Genomic DNA, 24,364 nt, shown 5'->3' with positions numbered 1-24,364 from the left:
GGTTGTGTTATTCAGTTGTGGGTCATGTCGCTCGCCACGGCGACGATCCGCCAGACCGCGCCGACGCGGGCCAGCAGGAACAGGTCGACGGCGGGCACATCGCGGTCGGCGAAGTTCATCGTGAATTCCTGCCGGACGGCGGCGACGTCACCGACGAGGGTGACCTCGCGTCGCCCCGGCGTCTCGCCGTAGCCCTGCGCGCCGAGTTCGTTCTCCAGCTGCGCGGCGGCGTAGCGGTCCAGCGTCAACACTCGAATCGCGGTGTCCTGCGGGAAGACTCGCAGCGCCAGCAGCGCCTCCGGCACGAATGCCGCATGGAACCTGTCCCACTCGGGTGCGCCGCCGGGGTCGAAGGCCAGCGCGCGATACGCCTCGTCCACGACCGCGCCGATCCGCTCGTTCTCGGTCTGTGCGGTCATCGGGCGGTATCTCGCATCGACCCGACGATGGTGCTGGTGGTGACACCGTGGTCGGCCAGGATCGCGTCGATCGGGCCGTGCACGATCGACAGCGCCTCGGCACGTCCCCGCAGATGCGCGTCCATGTGCGCGGTGATCAGGCCGCGCCAGGCCAGTTGCGCGTGCGCGCCGGGGCACAGTTCCTCGACCGGCACGACATTGAGCGCGGTGCGCTCCATGCTCGGGAACTCGGCGGCAACGCCTTTCAGGAACTCCGCCAGCCACGCCTGCCCCGCCTCGACATCGTCGACGAAGTGGTTGTGGTCGGCGTCGGCCAGCACCACCATGCGCTTGTCGGGTGTCGGGGCGAGGCGCAGCAGATCCAGCTGCGTATGCAGCGGCAGCATGCAGTCGCGGTCGGCCACCAGGAACAGCGTCGGCACCGGGCGCTGCCAATCCCAGCGCTGCTTGCTCGCCCAGAAGTCGTCCACCGGTTGCGCGGCGGCGGACCCGGCCCGGCCGCCCGCCGGGCACATCGGCGCTACTGCGGCGACGCGCGGGTCGACGGCCGGGGCGATGATCGAGCTGTAGCCGCCGAAACTGGCACCGGTGACCCCGACGTTCGCGGTGTCGACATCGAGGCGCTCGGCCGCGGTGGAGATCAAGAACGGGATGTCACCCTGACGTCCGTCGGCGATGCCCGAAAGATGTTCTGCCAGTGCATCGTTCGAGCCGCCCTCGGTTCCGGCCGTCAGGAACGCCATCACATCGCCGAAGGTGCTGCCCGGGACATCCGGCGACACCACGGTGTAGCCGTGGCTCGCCAGATGCGTGCCGAGGAATGTCGCCTCGCGGCGGTATCCCGCCCAGCCGTGGATGAGCAATACCAGCGGGGTGGTCTCACCGATCGCGGCAGCGTCGCGGACGGCCGACTGGCGCAACAGTTCCGACTCCACGCCCGCCACCGACCAGCCCGGCTCGAAGGCGTCCTGGGTGGCCGCGTCCAGGTCCTGTCCGGCGTGGGACGCGGCGGCGGGGTACCAGATCTCCACCGCCAGTTCACGATCGCGCTCGGTGTCGAGCCATGCGTCGGAGCGCACACCGACCGGGTGCGTGCCGCGGGTGAAGGGGTCGAAAGTCATGCGACTCTCCTTGTTCTCGTAGGGTCAGGGGTGTTGCGGCACCGCGTCGGCGGTGGCCGTGCCGCGGCGCAGGGCCAGTCCCGTACCGACGCCGACCAGCAAAACCGCCGGAATCACCGTCCAGGACAAGGTGTTCACGAATCCGGTGCGCCCGGTGAACAGGTCGATCCGATCGACGATGGCTGCCAGCACCAATGCCAGGGCGAGCGCGGCGAGTGTCGGCGCGACGATCGTGGCGACGATGCCGTGCCCGCGTCGATCGCGTAGGAAATAGGCGATGATGGCGATGCTCGCCAACAGTTCGAGCACGGGGATGCCGACCACCGCGGGCGTGCTGCCCAGAACGTACAGATCGTTGTAGGGGTCGCCGCCGAGCGCCAGGGTGAGCAATACGGCGGCGGCGGTCAACGCGGTGTGGGCCAGGCTGGCCCGTCCGGGTGCACCGGCGGCCGTGGCTTTCGCGAACCAGGACGGCACGAACCGGTCCCGGCCCATCGCGGCCAGGTAGCGCGCGGTGGCGTTGTGAAAAGCCAGGATCGACGCGAACAGACTCGACACCACGAGGGTTTCCAACAGCGCTTCCGCCCAGGTGCCGAGATACTTCTGCGCCGCGTTGAAGAACAGTGCCGTCGGATCGCTCATCGCGACCGAGGCCGCGGCGTCCGCACCGTAGGCGACGACGATGGCCCAGCTGACGAACGCGTACACCACGGCCATGACCACGATGGCCACGGCCGTCGCGCGCCGGATCGTGCGGGCGCGATCTCGGATTTCCCCGGAGTAGATCACCGTTGCCTCGAACCCGGCAAAGGCGGCGATGCCGACCGCGAGCATGGTGGCGACATTGCCGTGCAGGAACACGCTCGGCCGCAGCGGCGCGAGCGTCAATCCGCTCGCACCGCCGCGCACGACGATCGCCGCGGAGACCAGCATCAGCACGCCGACCTCCAGCATGATCACCACGCCCAGCACCCGCGCGCTGAGATCGATACTGCGCATCCCCAACACGCCCATCACCACGGTCACCCCCGAAGCCCATATCCACCACGGGGTATGGACCCCCAGTAGATCCTGGGCCGCCGTCTGGGCGAACACCGAGAACGAGCCGACCGCACCCGTCGCCGCGACGGCATAGATGACCAGGGCGACATAGGACGCGCCGACGCCGACCGCACGGCCCAACCCGGCGCGCACGAAGTCGTACAGCCCGCCGGGCGCGGTGAGCTGCGCGGCCATCGTCACGTAGCCCACCGAGAACACGCCCATGATGGCCGCCGTGACCAGGAACCCCAGCGCGAGGGCGATGCCGCCGCGGCCGATGGCCAGGGGGATCGCGCCGAGCGAGAAACCCAGCGGAGCCGCCGCGGCGATGACGAAGAACACCAGGTGCGGGGTGCCGAGCGAGCGCTGGTCGCCGCGTGTCTCTGCCGACATGCGGGTCTCCTTCCGAGGGGTGCGCATACAGTGCCAATGCGCATTGGCAGTGAGTGTGCCAATGCGCTTTGGCGCTGTCAATCGGAAGCCGTAAAATCGGCGGATATGCCCGCACCCACGCGCCCGACCATGGCCGATGTCGCCCGAGTCGCAGGAGTATCGCCGACCACCGTTTCGCATGCGCTCAACGACAAAGGGCGGGTCGACCCCGAGACTCGTGCGCATGTCCGCAAGATCGCGGGCGAGCTCGGCTACGCCCCGAGCCGGGCGGCGCGCAGCCTCGCACTGGGTCGTGCGGACACCATCGGAGTGTTGTTGCCCAGCTTCGCCGCGATGCCCGTCGAGGACCTGCTGGAGACGGACTGGTACGGCCGGATCGCGGTGGGGGCCAGCCAATCCGCTCTCCACCACCGGCGCGCCTTGGCCCTGCTGCCGGGCGACGAGACACCGGACTCCCTGCAACGCTTCGGATTGGAGGGGCTGATCATCCTCGACCCGTTCACCGACGACCCGCGCTGCGCGGCCGCTCACCGCGCGGGCCTGCCGTTCGTGCTGCTCGGGTACGACGCGCGGCATCCCGACGCCCGCCGCGTCGCCCCCGACACCCAGGGTGGGATGCGCGTTCTGCTCGAGCATCTGGCCGACGCGGGCGCGAGGTCGGTCGCGCTGGTGGCCACCGACCTCGACTGGAGTGCGGGCCGCGACGCCCTCGCCGCTTACCGGCGCTGGTGTGGCGACACCGGCCGCCCCGAACGGATCGCCGTGGCCAACCTCATCGGCTGCCGCTCACGCGACGAGGCGGCCACCGCCGCCCGGCACGCCGCCCACCAGCTGCTGACCGACGCCGACCGCCCCGACGCGATCATCGGCCTGTTCGAGGATTTCGGTCGCGGAATCACAGCCGCCGCAAGGGATCTCGACCTCGCCGTGCCCGAAGATGTGATGGTGGCCCAGGACGTCGACGGCATCAAGGCGCAGCTCAACCATCCGCCGATCACCGCACTGGACCTGCACCCGACCAGCCAGGTCGCCGCCGCGGTCGAGCTACTCCTGAACCCACACCCCGACCACACAACCGTCACCACACCAACCACACTGCGCGTCCGCGCATCCTCGACCAGGTAGCGAGTCAGCGGATTCGCGACACCGAACGCAAATGAAAAGGCCCTGGAACGTGACCAGCGATTTCCCGGCTGGCTATCCGGAGCACGAGTCGGCGGTGCTGAGAGGGTGATCGCTTGCCGTCGTCATGGGGCACACGGTCATTGGTTGCCGGGCCTGGAGCAAAATTACGAGTGGCTGCATGTCGCCGTGACGGTGAAGGTCATACTTCCGACGATGACTGCGCCGCCGGTCGCCAGCAGCAGTAGTCCCAGGGGCGTGTGTTCGGTGACATCGCCGAGCAGGGACCAGATCGCGTCGCGCAGGCCCACTGTGGCCGGTACTGCCAACGCGGCGGCCGTGGCAGCGGCACGGACTGCGCGATGTATCCGGTTCGGTCGCGGGACCGGGGCGGCGAAGACGAGGATGTGGTTGCCCAGCATTGCCATCCCGAAGAATCCGCTGGTTGCGACAACCATTGCGAAGACGACGAGCCGTGGGTCGGTCCACTCCTCACCGATGGCTTGCGAGGCTGTGACCGCTGCCCCCGCCGACACGGCCGTCGCCGCGAGGACGGCGATATCGTGACGGCGGATGAACGTCGCGACCGACCTGTAGTGGGAGGGGCGGACAATCGCCCGGCCGCCGGTGAGCAATGCTGCCAGGGGTTCGATGTCGTCGAGCCAATCACCATCGTGCACTCGCTGAGACACCATCAGTCGCAGCGCTTTTCGCTGCATCGTCAGCCCGGCCGCGGTGACGGCCGTGAGGACTGCGAGCGCGGTGATCAGCGCTGGCGTGATCGTCGCGGTCCAAGCCGTGCGATCGGCCTGGACCGCGACCGCGATCCAGTCCGTCGCCGCGGTCAACGCCACGAGCCCCGTGCTCGCGGCAGCGGTCCGTGCCAGCTGCGCGACGCGGAAGGCCGGTTGTGGTTGATCGTTGCGCCACAACAGCATTCGCAGCGCCATCAGCAACAGCACCGCCGGTACCACGAATTCGGTGAACGACACCACCACGTCGTACGGGTCGTCTTGCCACGGGCTGGCCGCCCGTACGGTCTTCGCCTGCGTTGTGGTCCACGCGAAGACGATGAACCCGCCCCCTGCCACGAAGGAGGCCATCAGCGCCGGCCCCACGGCAGCCCGGACCTGGCCACCGACCGATACACCCTGTTCATCCGCCACCGCTACCGCTCCTTATCCGAAATCTGCGCCGCGCGAGGACGGGCGGTTAGGACCCGATGCGGTCGCGGGCGGCGTCGGGATTCGAGTATGGGGAGTGCGGTCCGAGTTCGGGTGCGGCGTGCAGTACCCGCCGGCGAAGGAACGACAGTTCGGCTTCCAGTGCGGGCTCGTACTGGTCGAGGTAGGTCGCATAGTGTCCGCCGGGCAGACGGACCAACTCGGCATCCGGTGCGTGCCGAGCCGCCCGCAATGCCGGCTCGGTCAGCGCGGAGCGGTCCTGGTCGCAGGCGATGACCAGCAGCGGGCATCGGATGCGGGCCGCGTATCTGCCCGGCCGGTAGAAACCGGTGCGCAATGCCGAGCGCGCGGCCACCGTCTGCTGCCAGGCCGGACGGTCGTCACCGGCGATGAGGGCGCGTGGCATATCGAGGGCGTCGGGAGTGGTGAGGGCGGCGACCGTTCCGGGCTCGCCGACCAGCGGTACCAGCAACGGTTCGCGACCGAACATCCCGCCGAGGCAGTCGAGTACGGCGCGGCCGGCGAAGCGCAGCGACGCCGCCGGTCGCTGATGACGGGCAGCGTTGCGCGAGATTGCCGGACCGTCGGCATGCGGGGATCGGGCGATGGCCGCGGCCAACCCGGGGCGGTGCGCGGCTATATGCAGGACGTGACCGCCCGACAGCGAATGTCCCCAGATCACCAGGCGCGCCGGATCGACTTCCGGCAGTGCGGCCGCGCAGTCGATCGCGGCCCGCCAGTCGGCCAATTGCTCGCCGATCCGAACCACTTGCCGGGGCTGTCCGCCGCTTTCCCCGAGGTGGCGGTAGTCGAAGGTGAGAACGGTGAATCCGGCGTCGTGGAACCGCGTGGCGAACCGGTCGGTGGCGGGTTCCTTGGTGGCGGCGATCGCCCCCGCCATGATGACGCAGGCGCCGTTGCCGCCGGGGTAGTGCCATGCCGCGCATTCGGTGTCGCCGCTGGTGAAGTGAATTTTCCGCCGCTGAGTGGACATGATGACCGGCCTCTCGTTCGGTGTGCCACCCCAAGTGAACCACGTGGTTCACTTGGGGGCAACGGGGTCGGCGGATGCCCGGGCGTCAGGCGCGCGCGGCCTCTTCCCGGTCCAGGGCGCGGGCCAGGGCCGCGAATCCGGGGTTGGCGTCCGTCGATTCGCCGCTGATGAGCCAATCCACCAGGAAGCCGCGCAGCGCGGCCAAAATCATTGCGGCCACCTCGTGTTTGCGCCGATCGTCCCAACCGGCCGGGCAGATCGAAAGAAGAAGTGGCAGATACTGTTTCGACGCTTCGACGCCCAGCGGTGCGTTGCGCGCCGGGTCATACATCGCCAATCCGATCGCTTGGTCCAAGACACGCAGGCCGGACTCCGCTCCGGTCAGGATCGACCAGAGCGCACGAACTCGTTCCGACAGCCTCGCGTGATCTCGCCCGGCGGCCTCGAACGCGGCGGCGATGCGCTTCTCGCGCAGGAGCACGATCGCCTGCACCAGCAGATCGTCGGCATCGTCGAAGTGGTAGAGCATCACCTTGTGTGTGGTACCGGCCGCCCGCGCGGCCCGTCGCAGCGAAAAGCCCACCAGGCCGTTGGCCGCCAGATCATCGGCGACACTGTCGAGGAGTTGACGCCGCCGGGCCTCACCCCTCGCCGATCCCGTGGATCGGCGGTACCCGCCTCGCTCCGGCGTGGCGGTATGTCCGGCATCGATGTCGCCGGATTCGGAAGTTCGGGCCATTGCCGAAACATACCGGGACCACTGAAGGCCGGCGGTCCCGAGAAGATCACCACTCGAATCCGATCTCGCGGTCGGCAGCCTCGATCTGAGCGTGGAAGCGCTTGTGAACCCAATGTTGTTCCCCGAGCAGCATCACCCGCCCCCATCTGCCCGATACCGGACCAAGTCTGGTGCGGCGAGACATCGTGCCCAGCAGCTGTTGCGGTCTTGCGCCGCCGGAAAACTTGCTGCTGTCCAACACATAGATCGCCTCCCGCGTGACGGCCACACAGCGGTACTTGATCCAGAACATCGTGAGACCGGTGAGATAGGTGACCAGGAAGAAAGCAAAGCTGGGTGCGGCTTGCCCGATGAACACCTGCCGAATCTCGCTGCCGACAGGCAGGAACGGCATCGACCGCTCGACCAAATCCGCGCGTGGACGGCCCACGCTCGACTCACCACCCATGGCCACCCTCCGCCACTCATCCTATGGCTCGCGGCGCGAGTCCGCTGAATCCGCGCACTCCATTTCCCACATGCCTCGGCGGGCTAGCGGCTCGCTGAATCCGGCGAACTACCGAATGCCAAACCGACGCGAAAACGGCCCGGAACCTAATGGTTCCGGGCCGTTTGCCTAGTAGCGGGGACAGGATTTGAACCTGCGACCTCTGGGTTATGAGCCCAGCGAGCTACCGAGCTGCTCCACCCCGCGTCGGAGTGACTACAGCTTACGCAGAGGTTGTTGCTGGGACCTAATCGGCTGGCCAGGCGTGGTTTTCGGGCGGGGTTGGGCGGTTAGTCGGAGTAGGCGACCTGCCAGTGTTTGATGCCGTTGATCCAGCCGGAGCGCAGGCGTTGGGGGGCGGAGAGTTCGCGGAGGGTGGGCATGGTGTCGGCTATGGCGTTGAAGATGAGGTCGAGTTCGAGGCGGGCGAGGTTGGCGCCGATGCAGTAGTGGGTGCCGGTGCCGCCGAAGCCCAGGTGGGGGTTGGGGTTGCGGAGGATGTCGAAGGTGAAGGGGTCGGTGAAGGCGGATTCGTCGAAATTTGCCGAGCTGTAGAACATTCCGACTCGGTCTCCGGCGGCGATCGGTTGGCCGGACAGTTCGGTGTCGCGGGTGGCGGTGCGTTGGAAGGCGGTGACGGGGGTTGCCCAGCGGACGATTTCGTCGGGGGCGGTGCGGGGGCGTTCGGCGCGGAAGAGCTCCCATTGGTCGGGGTGGTCGACGAAGGCCTTCATGCCGTGGGAGATGGCGTTGCGGGTGGTTTCGTTGCCCGCGACGGTCAGCAGGATGACGAAGAAGCCGAATTCGTCGGAGCCCAGGGCCTCGCCGTCGAGGTCGGCGGTGACCAGGCGGCTGACTATGTCGTCGGCGGGGCAGGCGCGGCGTTGCTCGGCCATGTTCCAGGCGTAGCCGAGGATTTCGGCGGAGGCGACGAGCGGGTCGCCGTATTCGGGGTCGTCGTAGCTGAGCATCTGGTTGGACCAGTCGAACAGGCGGTGGCGGTCTTCCTGTGGGACGCCGAGGAGTTCGGCGATGGCCTGCAGGGGCAGTTCGCAGGCGACCTGTTGGACGAAGTCGCCGCCGCCGGTCTGCTTGGCTTCGTGGACGATTCGTTCGGCGCGCTCGGTCAAGGCGGCGCGCAGACCCTCCACGGCGCGGGGCGTGAAGCCCTTGGAGACGATGCGGCGGGTTCTGGTGTGCTTGGGCGGATCCATGTTCACCAGTGACGCGCGGTTGAGCTCGAGCTGTTCGGGGGTGGTGTCGGAGGGCATGCGGATGATCGCGCCATTGCGGTTGGAGGAGAACAGGTCCGGCTGTCGGGAGATCTCGCGGATGTCCTCGTGACGGCTCGCCACCCAATAGCCTTTGTCACCGAAAGGCGCTGCCTGCTCGGGGGTTTGAGCGTTCCACCAGACGGGCGCGGTCTTGCGCAGGGTGGTGAATTCCTCGACGGGACTGCGGGTCGCCCAGAGTTCCGGGTCCGTGAAATCGAATCCGGGTGGTAGCAAGGGATTCGGCATGACTGCTCCTAAAGAGACTCGGGTACAGCGGGTTCAGACATCTGATGCAGTGCCGACACCAGGTCGATGACGTGCTGGTCCGGCGGTGAGTAGCCGGGGAAGTAGACGCAGACCCGTCCCGCCACATCGCCGAAACGCCGACCGAGTTCCTCGGCGCACCGCTCCGGCGTCCCGCGCACCGCGATCTGCGACAGCAGCTCGTCGTCGATCAACTCGGTCATCTCCGCGACCGCGCCACGCTTGGACAACTCGTTCAGACGAGGCTGAAGCCCTTCCCGGCCCGCGGTTTTCAGCACCGGAAGGTAGGCGGGTGTGGAGCCGTAGAAGGCGATGAGCCGACGCACCGCCGCATCGGCGTGCTCCTGTTCGGCGGCGGTCCGCCCGATCGCGACCATCGCCTGCGGTATCACCGTGAAATCCGCCGGTTCCCGTCCGGCACGGTCGAGACCGGCCCGCACCGCGGCCATGGTGTGCGCACGGAAGTGCTCCTCGGTGTGAAAGGGCATGACCAGCAGTCCATCCGCGACCTCGGCGGCGGTGCGCACCATGAGCCGCCCCAGCCCACCCATCAGCACCGGCGGCACCCCGGCCGGATTGGGCCCGGGATCGAAGTTGGGCGGCATCAGCGTGTGCCGCGTGAACTCGCCCCGGAAGTTCAGCGCGGACCCGGACTGCCAGGCCGTCAGAATCGCCTTCACCGCCGCGACGAACTCCCCCATTCGCGCCGCCGGTCGCGACCACGTTGCACCGTACCGGTTTTCGATGTGCGGCCGGATCTGCGACCCGAGCCCAAGCCGGAATCGACCGCCGCTCGCCAGGTGCAGGTCGTAGGCCGCGTGCGCGACGTGCAGCGGACTGCGGGGGAACGCGATCGCCACATTGGTCATGAGGTCGGTGGGAACGGTCGGCGCGACCGCCGCCAAGGGCAGGAACACATCGTGCCGCCCCTCGAACGTGAACAGCCCGTCCACTCCCAGCGCGGCCAGTTCCGCCGCCCGCGCGACCACGCGGTCCGGCCGGGCGTCGAGATGCACATCAACCTTCATGCTCGCCACCCAAGCACCGCGCGGCCCCGGAAATCCGCCGCCGGTTCCACCCAGTGAAACTCCCCGCGCACCCGGGCGGCCGGGTCGATACCGTTGCCCCGGGAGGTCTTTCGCATGCACAGTGCCGTGACAGCGACCCGGTCGTCGATGCTCGAACGCATGACGGAGGTGCTCGACGCCTTCGCCACCGGCCCCGACCGGCTCACCCTCGACGATGTCGCCGCCCACACCGCCCTGCCCCGCTCCACGGTGTTCCGCATCATCCGGCAGCTGGTCCAGCTCGGCTGGCTCGACCACGACCCGCCCGGCTACCGCCTCGGCCCGCGCGTGTTCGGACTCGCCGCCCGGCAACGCGACTGCTCCGATCTGCGCGCCGCCGCCGGACCCGTCCTGCACGCGCTGCACGAACGCCTGGGCGCGGTCACCCATCTGGGTGTGCTCGAGGGCAGGCAGATTCGCTATCTCGACAAGGTCGGCGGGCCGGGCGCGGGCGTCCCCTCCGCGGTCGGCCGCCGCACCTCCGCCGCCCGCACGGTCCTGGGCTGGGCGGTGCTGGCCGCCATGCCGCCCGAACACGTGGACGCCCTGTTCGCCGAGCCGGACCCGGATTCGACTCCCCTGGATGTGAATCGGCTGCACGCCCGGCTGCACCGCACCCGGAGCGCCCACGGGGTGGCGGTGAGCGCCGCCGAGCGCTGCCCCATGGGGATCGCCAGCGCCGCCGCACCCATCTTCGCGCCCGACGGCACCATCACCGGCGCGATCTCGGCGGCGGGCCGGGGCCTGCAGCCCCGACACATCGCCCCGCTGATCTCGGCCGCCGCCCGCCGCATCGGCGAACGCTTGAACGGCTGACGCGCCGCGTGTCGTGACCCGAACACCAGGTCAGGCTGATTCCGAACGGAAATTGAATGGGCGGGCGGCGATCACGGCAGTAGCGTGACGCCCGTGACAGGAGCGGCGAAGCTGTTGGCGAAGGTGGCCCGGGCCTCGGTGCCGGAACGCGAGACCGAGATCGCGCGGGAGGCACGGCGGTTGGCGGGATCCGGCGCGCTGGGGCCGGTGCTGGCGGACCTGTCGGCCGGTGGGTGGTACGAGCGGCGCACGGCGGTGCGGATGGCGACCATCGGCGGTGACCGGGATTATCTGCTCCGACAACTGGATTCACCCGACCGCGCGACGGCCACCCGCGCACTGACGGGTCTGATTCGGCTGGGGGTCGAGCCGAAGATCGTGAGTGATCGGCTCCCACAGCTCTCACAGCTCGAGCGCACGAGTGTCTGGCGTGCGCTCGCCCGGTTCGGAAACACGGTGCTGGCCGACGAGATTCAGTCGACTGTGCGCTCGCTGTTCGGGGAGGCCGAGAGCGCGCGGATACTGCCGTACTGCTCCGCGGCGGTGGTCGCGCGGGAGTTGGAGTCGGTCGCCTACGCGGTGAACTGGGCCGTGCTGGGTCGCAGGCACATCGACGTGGTCTTCGACCATGTCGAGGCCCGCATCGGCAGCGCCGACCGCGAGGAGTGGCGCGAACTCTGGCATGCACTTACCGCGAATGTGGCTGCAGCGGCGCGGTATCCGTCGCGGCTACTCGCCGTGGCCGGACAGGCCGTCGAGTGGCTGTCCGTCACCGCTCTCACACCCGTGATCGGCGCGCTGGCCCGCCACGACGCCGAGGCGGTGGCCGGGTTGATCCTGCACGGCAGCGGCCACGGTCGCGGACTCGGCGGGACCACTCTGTGGCGTGCCATGCTGCCCTTGTCCGATGACCGGCTGCGCGAGATCTACGAGATCTGCCCGCCGAACGAACGCCGCCGACTGCTGCGGTGCCTGCCGCCCGGCCGTCGCACGGCCATCGCGAGTCCGCTGCTGATGCTGCCGGGTATCGCTCCCGCGCAGGCCGACACCGATGTCCTCGATGCCCTCCCCCGCCGCGAACGTGCCGCTCTCGCCCGTGAACTGCTGGCCCGTCCGGGCGGAGCGGATGTTCCCGATGTGGCCGAACGACTCTCGGCCCGCCTGCCCTGGCCGGAGGCGAAACCGATACTGGCCGAGGCGATTCGCCGTCCCACCGCGGACGAACGCGCTCGCGCCTATCCGCTGTTGGTGACCGCGGCCGCCGGCAGCCGCGATCCCGCCGTGGTCGGCGAACTCTTGGAGCTGTTGGCGCGCTTGCGCAATGAGCAGGATCCCGTCCGCCGCGCCGCACTGGAGGCGATCACCCGCCTCTCGCCGGATCTCCTGACCGCCGCGCACCTGCCCGGGTTGCTGCAGCTCGCCGAGGACGCACTGCGGGCCCGCGACCGGTCGTACTACACGACTCAGGCCGTCTCGACCCTCAACCAAATTCTCCTGCAACGCGGCGCGCGGACCGGCGACAGTGCCTTCACGGAGGCCGCGCTCGCTATGACCGGCCTGCTGGCCGAGGTGTCGTTCGCGCTGCATCTCTATGGGCTGCACAGGAATCTGCCCCACGGTGCCGAGCACCGCCTGTTCGAATCCCTGCGGCCACGTCTGGAAGCCGACGCCGCACGCGACCACTGGGATCTCACCCTCGAACTGGCCGCCGGGCTCGATCGCCGGGCCCACGGTGTCGCGGGTCTGCAGCGACTCGTGCTGCGCGCCTGCACCGCGTCCTCCGACTACACCGTGCGACGAGCCGTGGACCTCGCACTCGCGAATCCCGCCACCCGCGACGCCCACCTGAACGAGTTGCTGCGCCACGACCGTTCCGTAATGCTGCTGCCCACGGTGCAATTCATCGTGTCGCAGCGGCGCACCGATCTGCTCGACATCCTGTTGAGCGGGAAGACACCCGGCCGATTCCTGTCCGGCAAGGTGAGTTTCGTACCCGTGCATCTCGGTGGACTCGACCGTTGGACACCGGCCTCCCTCGACCGGTACGCCGAGCTCCTGGACGCCTGCGCGCGCTCGTCCAAGCCGTCGATCGCCGAACGTGCCGCTGCCGTCCGCCAATTGGGCAGGGTGCCGGGCAGTTTCGCGCGCATCCTGGCCTACACCGACGCCGCGGACCTCACGCTGGCCGAGGCGGCGCTCACCGCACTCGGGCGCAGCGACGAACCGGAGCGGGCCGGGGCCGAACTCGCCAGGTATGTGACAGGTGATCGGGCCCGGGTCGCGGTCTTCAGCCTCGCGTCCTGCGCCCGCGCGGTACCCCCGGACCGACTCGGCGCGATCCTCACGCCCCTGCTGGATTCGCCGAAGATCACCGCGGTCAAGGAGGGCGTGCGACTGCTCGCCACCCTGCCCGCCCCGGACGCCATGACCCGCATCGACCGGCTCTGGCAGCGCCCCGACCTCCACCGAGACATCCGGCGAGCGGCCGTGTTCGGCATTCGCGGGCTGTATCGCGACGAGCGCGCCTGGCGTCTGCTCGCGGAGGCGGCCACCGATCCGGCCGTCGCGGGCGCGCTCCTCGACATCTCGCCGACGACACTGCCGGTCCCCTACCGGGAACGCTTCGCCGCCCTGCTGCGGGATGTGGCCGCTGGCGACGATCCGCGCGTCGCCGCGCAAGCCCTTGCGGCCCTGGGCAACTGGTACCGCTGGGCGCCACCGGACACCGGCGACGTGCTGGTCGCCCGCCTCACCGATCTCTCCGAACTCGGCATGTGGCGCACCGCGCTGCGGGTACTGCTGATCAGCCTCGGCGTCTCCGGCGATCACGCCGCGCTCACGGCGGCGGTATCAGCGCTGCGCGACCACGACCGGACGCTGCCGGGACGCGATCTGCCCGCGCACCAACGCCTTTCGACTCTCGCGCAGCTCCTGCACCCGGTCTTGCGAAACAACGAGGTCGCCCGGCCGGCCGCCGCGGCCGTCACCGCATTGCTCGCCGCCGACCCGCTGTGGCATCCCCAGGTCGTCGATCTCACCCTCGCGGCGGTGCGCTGGACCGAACCGGAAGCGACCGTCGCCACCATCGACGGCCTGTCCGGTGTGGCGACCGGAACCCTGCTGGGATTCCCGGCGGAGCGTCTGGTCGCCAGGCTCGCGCACGATCTCCCCGCCCTGCCGTCCGAGGCGCTGGCACCGATCGCCACCGGCCTCGCCGCCCGCCCCGACATCCCGACGGTGCTGGCGGCGGTGGCTCTGATCGCCCAGTGCGGCAAGCACTTCGGCTGGGCCGAACCCTGGACGACGCTGTTGACCGGACTGCGCGCCCACGCCGATGTGAATGTGCGCCGCGCCGCCTACGCCGTTTTCACCGCGCCGGAATAGCGTCGATCACCAGGGCCGTGGTGTTGTCGGTGCCGCCCGTGGCCAGGGCGGCGTCGACCAGGGTCTCGGCGGTGGACTTTGCCGAGCTGCCTTCGGCCAGAATGGTTTTGATGGCGGGCATGCCCAGCCGCTTGCCGACGCCGTCGGTGCACAGCAGCAGGCGGCCGGTGCTGGAACCGGTGCTGGCGTGGCCGATCTCCTCGGGGCGGACCGTGCGGGCCGAGGTCGTGACGAGATGGTCCATGCCCGGCATGGGCTCGTGCCCACGCGCCCGGAAGTATTCGGCGACAGTGTGATCGGTGGTGACGCGGTGCAGAACGCGGCCGTTCCATCGATATAGGCGGGTGTCGCCCACCCAGGCGATGTCCGACGGCGCATCCGGCTGTCCGCCCGCGGGCAGCACGGCCACGACCACCACGCTGTCGGCACTCGCCTCCGGCAGCTCACGCAACAGTTCCCGCTGCGCCGCAAGGATTCCCGCCCGCGCACCCGAGTACACCGCGACCCGGGCCGCAGTCCTTGCCACCAGCCGCGCCGCCCGCGCCGCCGCCAAATGATCACCCACCCCGTCGGCCACCGCGAAAGCCGCACGCCCCACCCGATGATCGGTGAAGGTGGCGAACGCGTCCGCGTTGATGGTGCGCCCGCCCGGCTTGCTCACCGCCGATCCCGCCACCCGCCCCAGCCGCACCTCTCTTTCCATGGCGGCGGACTCCACGGCAGAGATATCAATGGCTTCGGTGTGCATGGGCCCGACCTCCTGGGACTCGGCCTCACGGGGCGTGCTGCCAACCAGCACTACCGATTCAACGACCGAAAACCGAACACCGCTCCCAAATTGCCTGTGCGATTGCTGTGGAGTAGGCACCGATTGTGTTACGACGGCCGACCCGTCTCGATACGACGCGGCGCGTAGCCCGAATGACGCCCCTGGACGGATGCCCGCTGTGGGCGGCGGGGCGTTCACTCGGGGCATGGATGTGATTCGCCATCGGACGATCGACGTCAACGGGCTGGACATGCACGTGGCGGAGGCCGGGAGCGGGCCACTCGTGGTGCTGCTCCACGGCTTTCCCGAGCTCTGGTACTCCTGGCGGCATCAGCTGCGCGCCCTCGCGGCGGCGGGCTATCACGCGGTCGCGCCGGACGCACGCGGACACGGGCGGACCCGGGCGCGGACCGAGCACCCCGACTACGGCATGGGCGCACACGTCGCCGACACGGTCGGACTGCTCGACGCGCTCGGCGCATCCACGGCCGCACTGGTCGGCCACGATTGGGGCGCGAATACCCTGTGGGCCGCAGCGGAACTGCATCCCGACCGCTTCCCCGCCCTCGTCGCGCTGAGTGTGTCGCGGCGGCCCAGAACACCGCGACCGCCGACCGAACAGCTGCGTGCGTGGTCGGACGGGCGGTTCAACTGGATGCTGTATTTCCAGGAGCCCGGCGTCGCCGATGCGGCCCTCGCGGCCGATGTCGACCGCTCGCTCCGCCGGATCCTGTACGGATTGTCCGGGGACGCGGGCGAATTGGGGACCCACCTGGTCGGCGGGCTCCCGGCCGACGCCGACCTGCTGGCCGAAATCCCCGACCCGCCACGGCCACTGCCCTGGCTCTCCGACGCTGACCTGGCCTACTACACCGCCGAATATCGACGCACCGGCTTCACCGGCGGCCTCGAGCGCTACCGCGCCGCCGACCACGACTGGTTCGAACACCCCACCCTCGGCACCCGCCCACTCCCGCAGCCGACCCTTTTCCTCGGCGGCGAACTCGAGCCCGCGGTGCGCTTCGGCAACCCGGCCGCCATGCGAGAACAGATCCCGCACCTCGCCGACCCGATCGTGCTGCCGGGCTGCGGCCACTGGGTGCAGCAGGAACGCCCCGACGAGGTGAACGCCGCCCTGATCGAATTCCTCGACGCCCACGGCACGTAGGACGCGGGTGGCGGCGCGCGATTCTGGGTCTCCGACGGCAAGGTGACGATCTGCTGACCCTATTGTGAGGATCGTGCCGCCGAAGCCTGGATCGGGTCGTCGACGTCCCCGCGACGCCGGGTTCACCGCGCGCATGGGTTGGCGGCGGCGGCCGGTGCGCAGCGAGCGACTGCGCACCCCCGCCCCGGTTTTCAAGACCCGCATGCCGTCCAAACGCGGTGCGATGGAACAGCCCAACGCGCGCCAGGACGGCGAGGGGCTGCTCACGCCGGTGTTCTGGCTGGTACTCGGGCTCACCGGGGTGGCGGCCGGACTGTCCGGGGTCGTGTTGATGAGTCTGCTGTTCCATGTCGAGGCGGCCGCCTTCCCCGGCTCGGGCAGCTATCTGGCCAATGTGGCCGACGCGTCCGGGATTCGGCGGGTCAACTCGCTGCTCATCGCCGGAATGCTGGGCGGGATCGCGATCTATCTGCTGCGGCGGTACACACCCGGTGAGAAGACCGATCTGGATGACATCGTGTGGACCGCCTCGGGCGAGCTCTCGTTTCGACGGTGTCTGGGCACGGCGGTCATCTCCGAGGTGGTGGTCGGGATGGGCGCGTCGCTCGGCCGGGAGGCGGCCACCAAGCTGATGGGCGGGGCGTTCGGCAGCGTGCTCGGCGGCCGCTTCGGGCTCACCGCCGAGCAGCGGCGACTGCTCATCGCCTGCGGGGGCGGGGCGGGCCTGGCCTGCGTCTACAACGTCCCGCTCGGCGGCGCGTTCTTCACCGCCGAGATCCTGCTGGGCACCACCTCGCTCACCACTCTGCTTCCGGCCCTGGCCTGTTCGGCGCTGGCGACCATGACGGCCTGGATCTACCTGCCCAACCGCGCCACCTACCTCGACGTCCCGGCCTATCCGTTCAGCGCCTCACTGCTGTGCTGGGCGCTCCTGGCCGGACCGGTCATCGGGCTGCTCGCCACCGGCTATATCCGGGTCATCGGCTGGATCTCCCATCACCGGGTGCCCGGCGCGGGCGTGCTGCTGGCTCCGATCGCCGCCTTCGGCGTGCTCGGACTCATCGGCCTGCGCTATCCCCAATTGTTCGGCAACGGCCACGGTCTCGCGGCGCCCGCCTTCCTCGGTCTGGGCAGCGCGGGCCTGATGTTGACCCTCGCCCTGCTCAAACCGCTCGTCACCGCCCTGTGCCTGGGCAGCGGCGTCTCCGGCGGCCTGTTCACGCCGGTGTTGAGCAGCGGCGCGGCCTTCGGCGCGGGCACCGGAATCCTGTGGACCCAGCTCTGGCCCGGGTCACCGGTCGGCGCGTTCGCCATGGTCGCGGCCGCGGCGGCCATCGGCTCCTCGATGCAGGCCCCGCTCACCGGTCTGGCCCTGGTCCTCGAACTGACCCACGGCGGGTTCGCCATCCTGGTCGCGATGATCGCCGCCACCGTCGCGGCCACCGTGGTCGTCCGCCGCCTCGACGGCTACTCCATCTACTCCGCCCGGCTACCCGCCCGCACGCACACGACCGCCACAACCACCCCGACCGAGCCGCCGGGTCTCGCGTCGTAGCGGTGGCAAAGACAAAAGTGGCCCGGAACCTGCTGGTTCCGGGCCACTTTCGCTAGTAGCGGGGACAGGATTTGAACCTGCGACCTCTGGGTTATGAGCCCAGCGAGCTACCGAGCTGCTCCACCCCGCGTCGGTGAACACAACATTACACACGAGCATGGAACAGAACCAAATCGACTGGTCAGAGACCGTTTATGGGGATAGGCAGGGCGACGGGGCGCGGGGCGGGCACAGCGAAGCGCGTCGGCGGGTGGGGCGTAAGCGGAGTGATCAGGTTGAAAATCTTCCGTTTGAAAGGCTCGCGCGCACGTTTGGCGGTCGGCATGGGCGGGAAACGTGACTCACATCACAAATTCGTAGTGAGTTGAATCACATCACGGGCATATAACAGACCGATCGGGATTCGCATTTACAGCATAGCCAACCTGCATCAACGCGGTTTTCGGCGTCATTCGCTTCATGCAATTCTGGAGTTATCAAGACGTGATCTGCCGAGATTTACTCGTTATCGTCAGTTCCGGCCCGGATCAAACCCGTGATGGGCACCGACCCGAACCGCTGCACTCCGGAAACCCTGTCCCGCGGTCGGGCACCCCGAGCTCCTGGGGACAGGGACACGGCCGAGCAAACGGGCCGGGCCGGTAGGCGCAGGGAGGGAAAACACCATGAAACAGAACCGGAAGATCAACACTCGCGCCCTCGGCCTCGCCGCCGTCACCGGCGCACTTGTTGCCGTCCCGTTCGGCTTCACCGCGACCGCCTCCGCCGCGACTCACGACTGGGACGGCGTCGCCCAGTGCGAGAGCGGCGGCAACTGGGGCATCAACACCGGCAACGGTTACTACGGCGGTCTGCAGTTCACCCAGAGCACCTGGGCCGCCAATGGCGGCACCGGCAGCCCGAGCAATGCCAGCAAGGCCGAGCAGATCCGCGTGGCCGAGAACGTGCTGGCCACGCAGGGTGCCGGCGCCTGGCCGGTGTGCGGCCAGTACCTGCGCTCGGGCGCTTCCGAGCCGGAGCCGGAGGCCGCGCCGGAGCCCGCCGCGCCCGCGCCCGCCCCGGCCGCTCCCACCGATCGCCAGGCCCTCATCGACCAGGCCAAGGATGTCGCCGGTGGGCTCGCCACGCAGTTCGGTGTGCAGGATCAGTACAACCAGATCCTCCAGGCCAATGCCGGTCTGATCGAATCGTGGGGCAAATAACCCAAAAACTCCTTCCCATACCGGAAGAAACGCAAAGGTGCTGCCATCAATGACGATGGCAGCACCTTTCGCTATTCAGGGGCAACAATTCTTATTATGCGGCAGTAAATTGTGCCCTATTTTCGAGCGCCCATTCTTGGAAGGTTCGCGGTGACCGGCCCGTGACGTCCGCGACCGTCGGATGCACCGTCGAGGTGAAGGATTCCAGCGCCGTGGCGCGCAGGGCCATGATGGCCGCGGCCAGCTCGGGGTCGACGCCGAAGCGCAGCAGATCGGCCTCCGCGTCCTCCGGCGAGATCTCCTCGAATCGCAGTGGGCGGCCGATGATTTCGGCGATGGTGGCGGTCTGCTCGCCCGGCGAGAGCGCCTCCGGACCGGTCAGGACGTAGACCCGTCCGACGTGCCCGGGCTCGACGAGCGCGGCCGTCGAGACCGCCGCGATATCGCGGGGGTCCACCACCGCGATCCGGCCGTGACCGAAAGGCGCACGGACGATGGATGATTCGCGCACCGAGCGCGCCCAGTGCAGGGCATTGGACATGAATCCCATGGGGCGCACCATGGTCCAGGCGATCCCGCTGGCGCGGATGGCGTCCTCGCCCGCGCGATGCCAGGCCGGAATCGGATCGGTCGCGGCCGGGTCCCCGGCGCGACCGGAGGACAGCTTCACGATGTGCTCGACCCCGGCCGTGACGGCCGCGGCGGCGAGATTCGCGTCGTGCCTTGGGATCTCGGTTCCGGTGGTGGACAAGAAGACCTTGCGGACACCGGCCAGCGCGGGCGGCAGGGAGTCCGGATCACCGAGGTCGGCGCGCACCACCTCGACACCGGCGGGCAGGTCGGCGGTTTCGGGGCGGCGGGTAATCGCCCGCACCGGCAGGCCCGCGGCCAGTAGTTGGTCGACCACGGCGCGGCCGACGGTGCCGGTGGCTCCGGTCACGAGATACATGGGTTACTCCGTTCATCGAGAGGAAGATCATTTCCTCCTCTCGATACTGCGATTGCCCATGCATCCAGAACAGCTGCCGACCAGTGGTGACGCAATACCTCCATGAGTTTCGCTCAGGATGCTGATTTCCTCCACCGACCGCGGGTAGGGAACGTGAGATCGTCCACGCCCCCACATCGCCCCGAGTACGCGAAAGGCGCTGTCACCCAAGGGGTGACAGCGCCTTTACGCGCGTGCGGCGGCTAGCCGCCCGGCTTCTCGTAGTTGTTCACCGCGTTCTGCAACTGCTCCAACGCCTTGCCCAGCTGGCCCAGATCGCCGGACTTCTGCGCGTCCTGAACCGCCTTCAAGGCATCGTCGAGCTGCTTGACCGCCGCGTCCTTATTGCTGGAACCGGTCGCCGCGGGCGGTGTCGGGGTCGGCGGCGGTGTGGTGGCACCACCCTGTGCCGGGGGCGTCACCGTCTGGCCCGGCACATCGATCGCGGCATTGGCGAGATCCGATGCACCGATACTGGCCAGCGCCTCCTTGACGGTCGAGCCGTAGCCGATCTTGTCGTTGTAGCTGACCAGCACCTTCACCAGCTGCGCGTAGGTCGGTGCGTTCGCCGACGCCGCGCGCTCCAGGTACCACGGCTCGACATAGAGAATGCCACCGTTGCCGACCGGCAGGGTCAGCAGGTTCCCGTATTTGAGCTTGTTGCCATTGGTTCCGGTCAACAGGGTTCGGAAGGTGGCCACCGAGCCATTGCTGGTCATCTGGCCGTGTGTCTGTCCCGGACCCTGTGTCGTCGAATCCTGCAATCGCAGCACGGTGAGCTTGCCGTAGTTGTCCGGATCCGAATGCGCCTGGATGTAGGCGGACAGGTAGTTGCGCTTGTAGCCGACCATCACGCTGGTCAGATTGAACTGCGCCTTGCCCGTCTTCGGATCGCCGATCAGCACGTAGTAGGGCGGCTGATGCGCGCTGGCGGCCGCGCCCTCCTGCGTCGGATCATTGGGCACCGACCAGAAGGCGTTGTTGGTGAAGAACTCTCGCGGATCGTCCACGTGGTACTTCGCCAGCATCTCGCGCTGCACCTTGAACAGGTCCTCGGGATACCGGAAGTGCTTGCGCAACTCCGGGCTGATGGACTCCTCCGGCTTGACCGTGCCCGGGAAGACCTTGCTCCACGCCTTCAGCACCGGATCGGTCTTGTCGACCTGGTACAGCGTGACGGTGCCGTCGTAGGCGTCGACGGTGGCCTTCACCGAATTCCGAATGTAGGAAACCTCTTTGCGCGGTAGTAGACGTCCCGTCGTCTGATCGATGCTGTCCTCGACCGCACCGTCGAGCGGAGTCTTCTGCGCGTACGGGTAGTTGTCCAGCGTGGTGTACGCGTCGACGATCCACAGGATGCGGCCGTTCACCACCGCCGGGTAGGCGTCGCCGTCGGCGGTCAGCCACGGGGCGACCTGGGTGACGCGGTCGCGCGGATTGCGATTGAAGATGATCTTCGAATCGGACCCGATCGCACCCGAGAATAGGATGTTGCGCTCGGCGTACTTCGCCGCGAAGGCGAGCCGGTTGAACCAGTTCCCGATCTTCACGCCGCCCGCACCGTCGTAGGTGAATTGCGAGTCGTTCGTGTCGAATTCGCGCGGCGGCTGGTTGTTCGCGCCGACGATGGCGTAGTCGGCGTCGGTCTTGGAGATCAGCGGACCGTAGTAGATGCGCGGCTGCGAGACCGGGATCGCCTCTTGGTTCTCGGGCGTGCCGAGGTCGCTGACGGTCTTCAGGTCGGTGCCGTTCGGTCCGGGCACGGAGAACACCGGGTACCCGTAGCCGCCGCCGCTGGCATCGCCCGCACTCTGCTGCGCCTGGTTCGGATCGTTCGGCGGTGCGGCGTTCACCTTGTTGGCGGGCGAGGCCACGAAACCGTTGCCGTGCGTGTACACGGTGTGCCGGTTGATCCAGTCCTTCTGGTTGTCGGCCAGATTGGCGGGCTGCAGCTCGCGCGCGGCCACCACGTAGTCGCTGGTCTGCGACCCGACCGAGTACCGGTCGATGGCCAGGGTCTCCGGGAAGCCGTAGAAGTTCTGCAGCTGATTGCGCTGGGTGAAGGTGGCGGTCAACAGGTTCGGATCCAGCAGCCGGACATTGCCAATGGTCTGCTGGTCGGCCACGGACTGCTGGGGCGAGACCTGGCCGCCGGTCTTGTAGTCGACGTACTCCACCTTGTCGGGGGTGAGCCCGTAGGCCGCGCGGGTGGCCTCGATATTGCGCTGAATGTAGGCGCTCTCCTTGGTGGCCGCGTTCGGCTTCACCGAGAACTGCTCCACCAGCAGCGGCCACACCGCGCCGACCAGCACCGAGGACAGCACCAGCAGGGCCGCCGCCATGGCCGGAATCCGCAAGTCGCGCAGCACGACTCCGGCGAAGAAGGCGACGGCGCAGATGACCGCGATGGACAGCAGGATGAGCTTGGCGGGCAGCACCGCGTTGATATCGGTGTAGGAGCCGCCGGTGAAGGTGGGCTCCTTGCGACTGCTCGACAGCAGCGAGTACCGGTCGAGCCAGTACGCGAGGGCCTTGAGCAGCACGAAGATTCCCGCGATCACCGCCAGCTGCACGCGCGCCGAGGTGGACAGCGCGCCCTCGCGCCCGGACAGGCGCAGGCCGCCGAACACGTAGTGCGCCACCAGGTTCGCGAAGAAGGCGATCACCACGGCGACGAACAGCCAGTTCAGGACCATGCGGTAGAACGGCAGGTCGAAGGCGTAGAAGCCGATGTCCAGGTGGAACTGCGGATCGGTCACCCCGAACGAGTCACCGTGCAGGAACAGCTGCACCGTGACCCAGCTGGACTGGGCGACCAGGCCGGAGAGAATGCCGATCAGCAGCGGAATGCCGATGCCGAACAGGCGCAGCCGTCCCATCACGGTGGTGCGGTAGCGCGCGATCGGATCGCCGGGACCGCTGACCGGCACGAACACCGGCCGCGACCGGTAGGCCAGCAGCAGGGCCGCCCAGATGATGAGCGCCACCACGATGGTGACCACCAGGAACAGCACGATCCGCGTGAACAGCACCGTGGTGTAGACGTTGCGGAATCCCACCTCGCCGAACCACAGCCAGTTGGTGTACGCGTCGGTGAGCCGGGGCCCGACCAGTAACAGGGCGGCCAGCACCAGGGCTGTGACGAGCAATATGCGGCTGCGTCGGGACAGCGAAGGTAAGCCGGTCGGGGGGCGCATGCCCACGATGCCACTCTCCCAGGGTCCGGCGGCATTCCACGCCGGGTCGACCGGCCCGGAGCACCGCAGTCCGATGATTCGAGTTGGTCCCCAGGGGACCGTTCGCGCCCCACTCTACGTAAAACGCCCGTCCTGCGGCCCGACACCTGCCGCCCAGCCCGAATCCGGACATGTCGGGCATGCGCGGGTGCGGCGCGAACCGGCTGATCACGTCGATGATCACCATCGCCGATCCGCCACCCGCAGCCGGACTTTCGCTCAAAGCGCAGCGCCGCATGCCCCGATCCCCACGCTTCCGAGCCCAGATCGACCTGCGCCACCGCACCCAGCCGGGACCGCCCCGAGGCAATCCCCCACGACGCGCTTCCGCTCGCTCGCACTCGTCCGGCCCCCGCACGCTTCCGCTCGCCCTGCGCTTCTTGGTCGCCCCGCGCTTCCGCTCGCCCCGCGCTTCTTGGTCGCCCCGCGCTTCTGGTCCCCGCGCCCGCGCTCGATGTGAGCGCCACGCTCTCCAGGCCGCCGCGCCCCGCGCTCCCCGGCAGGGTGCGGCGATGCGAGGATGGCCGGGTGAATCCAGAGCAGTGGGCGGCGTCGGCCCTGTACCGGTGTATTCGGGAAGTCGCGGAGTATGTCGACGGTGAGGGCTGGGATCGGCCGCCGCAGATGTTCGCGCTGGTGCCGACCGCCGATCTGGTGGCCGCCGAGCCCGCGCTGCTGGATCAGCTGGACGAGCAGGACGCGCTGACTCCCATTGCGCAGGAACCGTTCCCGGAGGACATCGCCGGGGAGGCCGACGCCATGGCCCTGGACGAGTTCCTGGGCACCACCAGTTGGCCGCCGTCGGTCGAGGGTTGCGTGCTGGTCCAGCAGATCGTGGTGCTGCCGCCCGATGCCGAGCAGACCCTCGACGAGGCCATCGCGCCACTGCTGGCCGATCGCGATGCCGCCGATCAGGCCGGTCGCCGCGCGGCCCTCACCCACGCCGAGCGCCGCGACGCCCGACTGTTCGTGGGCGTCCTACGCGACGGCACGTCCCTGTCGCTGCTGCAGATCCGGCCCGCCGAGGACGAGGAGGACCCGTTCGGCGATCTCGAGCTGCGCACGGCCCCGAACCTCGCCACCAATCTGGTCGAGGCCCTGCGCCACACCCTCGAGAACGACCCCGACGAGTTCTGACCCC

The 24,364-nt window shown here is 68.8% G+C and carries 19 protein-coding genes and 2 tRNA genes; 7 read left to right on the top strand and 14 right to left on the bottom strand.

The genetic code is table 11. From position 1 onward, the window contains the following. Window positions 1–11 precede the first annotated feature (11 nt). Genes VMT65_RS05150 through VMT65_RS05140 form a run of 3 tightly spaced genes read right to left on the bottom strand, consistent with a single transcriptional unit; the run spans window position 12 to window position 2,974 of the window. Window positions 12–419, bottom strand: a complete 408-nt coding sequence (locus tag VMT65_RS05150) for a hypothetical protein (RefSeq protein WP_326306739.1) — start codon at window positions 417–419, stop codon at window positions 12–14. Beyond that, window positions 416–1,540, bottom strand: coding sequence for an alpha/beta hydrolase family protein (locus VMT65_RS05145; protein WP_326306738.1), 1,125 nt, complete (start codon window positions 1,538–1,540; stop codon window positions 416–418). The genes VMT65_RS05150 and VMT65_RS05145 overlap by 4 nt, the downstream gene beginning before the upstream one ends. A gap of 24 nt (window positions 1,541–1,564) precedes the next feature. After that, window positions 1,565–2,974 (bottom strand): APC family permease, encoded by a 1,410-nt coding sequence (locus VMT65_RS05140; protein WP_326306737.1) that lies wholly within the window; start codon window positions 2,972–2,974, stop codon window positions 1,565–1,567. 105 nt (window positions 2,975–3,079) lie between these two features. Here VMT65_RS05140 and VMT65_RS05135 point away from each other — a divergent pair, with 105 nt between their 5' ends. Continuing rightward, window positions 3,080–4,099 (top strand): LacI family DNA-binding transcriptional regulator, encoded by a 1,020-nt coding sequence (locus tag VMT65_RS05135; protein WP_326306736.1) that lies wholly within the window; start codon window positions 3,080–3,082, stop codon window positions 4,097–4,099. Window positions 4,100–4,263: 164 nt separating this feature from the next. Here the strand turns inward: VMT65_RS05135 and VMT65_RS05130 are convergent, their stop codons facing one another. The 7 genes from VMT65_RS05130 to VMT65_RS05100 form a co-directional block, all read right to left on the bottom strand. Further along, on the bottom strand, window positions 4,264–5,262 hold the full coding sequence (locus VMT65_RS05130) for a hypothetical protein (RefSeq protein ID WP_326306735.1): 999 nt from the start codon (window positions 5,260–5,262) through the stop codon (window positions 4,264–4,266). Between the two features lie 46 nt (window positions 5,263–5,308). After that, entirely contained in the window at window positions 5,309–6,274 is a 966-nt protein-coding gene (locus VMT65_RS05125; RefSeq protein ID WP_326306734.1) for an alpha/beta hydrolase, read from the bottom strand. An 85-nt stretch (window positions 6,275–6,359) separates the two neighbouring features. After that, window positions 6,360–7,013 (bottom strand): TetR/AcrR family transcriptional regulator, encoded by a 654-nt coding sequence (locus VMT65_RS05120; RefSeq protein ID WP_326306733.1) that lies wholly within the window; start codon window positions 7,011–7,013, stop codon window positions 6,360–6,362. A gap of 46 nt (window positions 7,014–7,059) precedes the next feature. Then, on the bottom strand, window positions 7,060–7,461 hold the full coding sequence (locus VMT65_RS05115) for a hypothetical protein (protein ID WP_326306732.1): 402 nt from the start codon (window positions 7,459–7,461) through the stop codon (window positions 7,060–7,062). Window positions 7,462–7,633: 172 nt separating this feature from the next. Then, a tRNA-Met gene (locus VMT65_RS05110) sits at window positions 7,634–7,707 on the bottom strand. Between the two features lie 83 nt (window positions 7,708–7,790). Then, a complete protein-coding gene (locus VMT65_RS05105; protein ID WP_326306731.1) occupies window positions 7,791–9,020 on the bottom strand; it encodes a cytochrome P450 in 1,230 nt (409 codons plus the stop codon). 8 nt (window positions 9,021–9,028) lie between these two features. Beyond that, a complete protein-coding gene (locus VMT65_RS05100) occupies window positions 9,029–10,066 on the bottom strand; it encodes a TIGR03617 family F420-dependent LLM class oxidoreductase (RefSeq protein ID WP_326306730.1) in 1,038 nt (345 codons plus the stop codon). Window positions 10,067–10,225: 159 nt separating this feature from the next. Here VMT65_RS05100 and VMT65_RS05095 point away from each other — a divergent pair, with 159 nt between their 5' ends. Next, window positions 10,226–10,921, top strand: coding sequence for an IclR family transcriptional regulator (locus VMT65_RS05095; protein ID WP_326306729.1), 696 nt, complete (start codon window positions 10,226–10,228; stop codon window positions 10,919–10,921). Window positions 10,922–11,014: 93 nt separating this feature from the next. After that, entirely contained in the window at window positions 11,015–14,305 is a 3,291-nt protein-coding gene (locus VMT65_RS05090; protein ID WP_326306728.1) for a hypothetical protein, read from the top strand. Here the strand turns inward: VMT65_RS05090 and VMT65_RS05085 are convergent. Next, window positions 14,289–15,053, bottom strand: a complete 765-nt coding sequence (locus tag VMT65_RS05085; protein WP_326306727.1) for a PP2C family protein-serine/threonine phosphatase — start codon at window positions 15,051–15,053, stop codon at window positions 14,289–14,291. The genes VMT65_RS05090 and VMT65_RS05085 overlap by 17 nt on opposite strands. Before the next feature lie 226 nt (window positions 15,054–15,279). Here VMT65_RS05085 and VMT65_RS05080 point away from each other — a divergent pair, with 226 nt between their 5' ends. Both VMT65_RS05080 and VMT65_RS05075 read left to right on the top strand, forming a co-directional pair. Beyond that, on the top strand, window positions 15,280–16,242 hold the full coding sequence (locus VMT65_RS05080; RefSeq protein WP_326306726.1) for an alpha/beta fold hydrolase: 963 nt from the start codon (window positions 15,280–15,282) through the stop codon (window positions 16,240–16,242). A gap of 73 nt (window positions 16,243–16,315) precedes the next feature. Continuing rightward, window positions 16,316–17,797: a chloride channel protein gene (locus VMT65_RS05075; protein ID WP_326306725.1), complete on the top strand. Its 1,482-nt coding sequence runs from the start codon at window positions 16,316–16,318 to the stop codon at window positions 17,795–17,797. A 56-nt stretch (window positions 17,798–17,853) separates the two neighbouring features. Here VMT65_RS05075 and VMT65_RS05070 read toward each other — a convergent pair. Next, window positions 17,854–17,927 (bottom strand) — tRNA-Met (locus tag VMT65_RS05070). Between the two features lie 535 nt (window positions 17,928–18,462). Between VMT65_RS05070 and VMT65_RS05065 the strand changes: the two genes are divergently transcribed. Further along, on the top strand, window positions 18,463–18,999 hold the full coding sequence (locus VMT65_RS05065; RefSeq protein ID WP_326306724.1) for a transglycosylase family protein: 537 nt from the start codon (window positions 18,463–18,465) through the stop codon (window positions 18,997–18,999). A gap of 94 nt (window positions 19,000–19,093) precedes the next feature. Here VMT65_RS05065 and VMT65_RS05060 read toward each other — a convergent pair whose 3' ends face one another. Further along, window positions 19,094–19,948: an NAD(P)H-binding protein gene (locus tag VMT65_RS05060; protein ID WP_326306723.1), complete on the bottom strand. Its 855-nt coding sequence runs from the start codon at window positions 19,946–19,948 to the stop codon at window positions 19,094–19,096. Between the two features lie 242 nt (window positions 19,949–20,190). Further along, window positions 20,191–23,190 (bottom strand): UPF0182 family protein, encoded by a 3,000-nt coding sequence (locus VMT65_RS05055; protein ID WP_326306722.1) that lies wholly within the window; start codon window positions 23,188–23,190, stop codon window positions 20,191–20,193. 561 nt (window positions 23,191–23,751) lie between these two features. Between VMT65_RS05055 and VMT65_RS05050 the strand changes: the two genes are divergently transcribed. After that, window positions 23,752–24,360, top strand: coding sequence for a PPA1309 family protein (locus VMT65_RS05050; protein WP_326306721.1), 609 nt, complete (start codon window positions 23,752–23,754; stop codon window positions 24,358–24,360). Window positions 24,361–24,364: the final 4 nt, after the last annotated feature.

Origin of the sequence: Nocardia sp. CDC153, assembly GCF_035818515.1 — a bacterium.
In the GTDB taxonomy this organism is placed as follows: Bacteria; Actinomycetota; Actinomycetes; order Mycobacteriales; family Mycobacteriaceae; genus Nocardia.
Note: the sequence above shows the minus strand (reverse complement) of the source record. Positions and strands in the feature narration are given on the sequence as shown.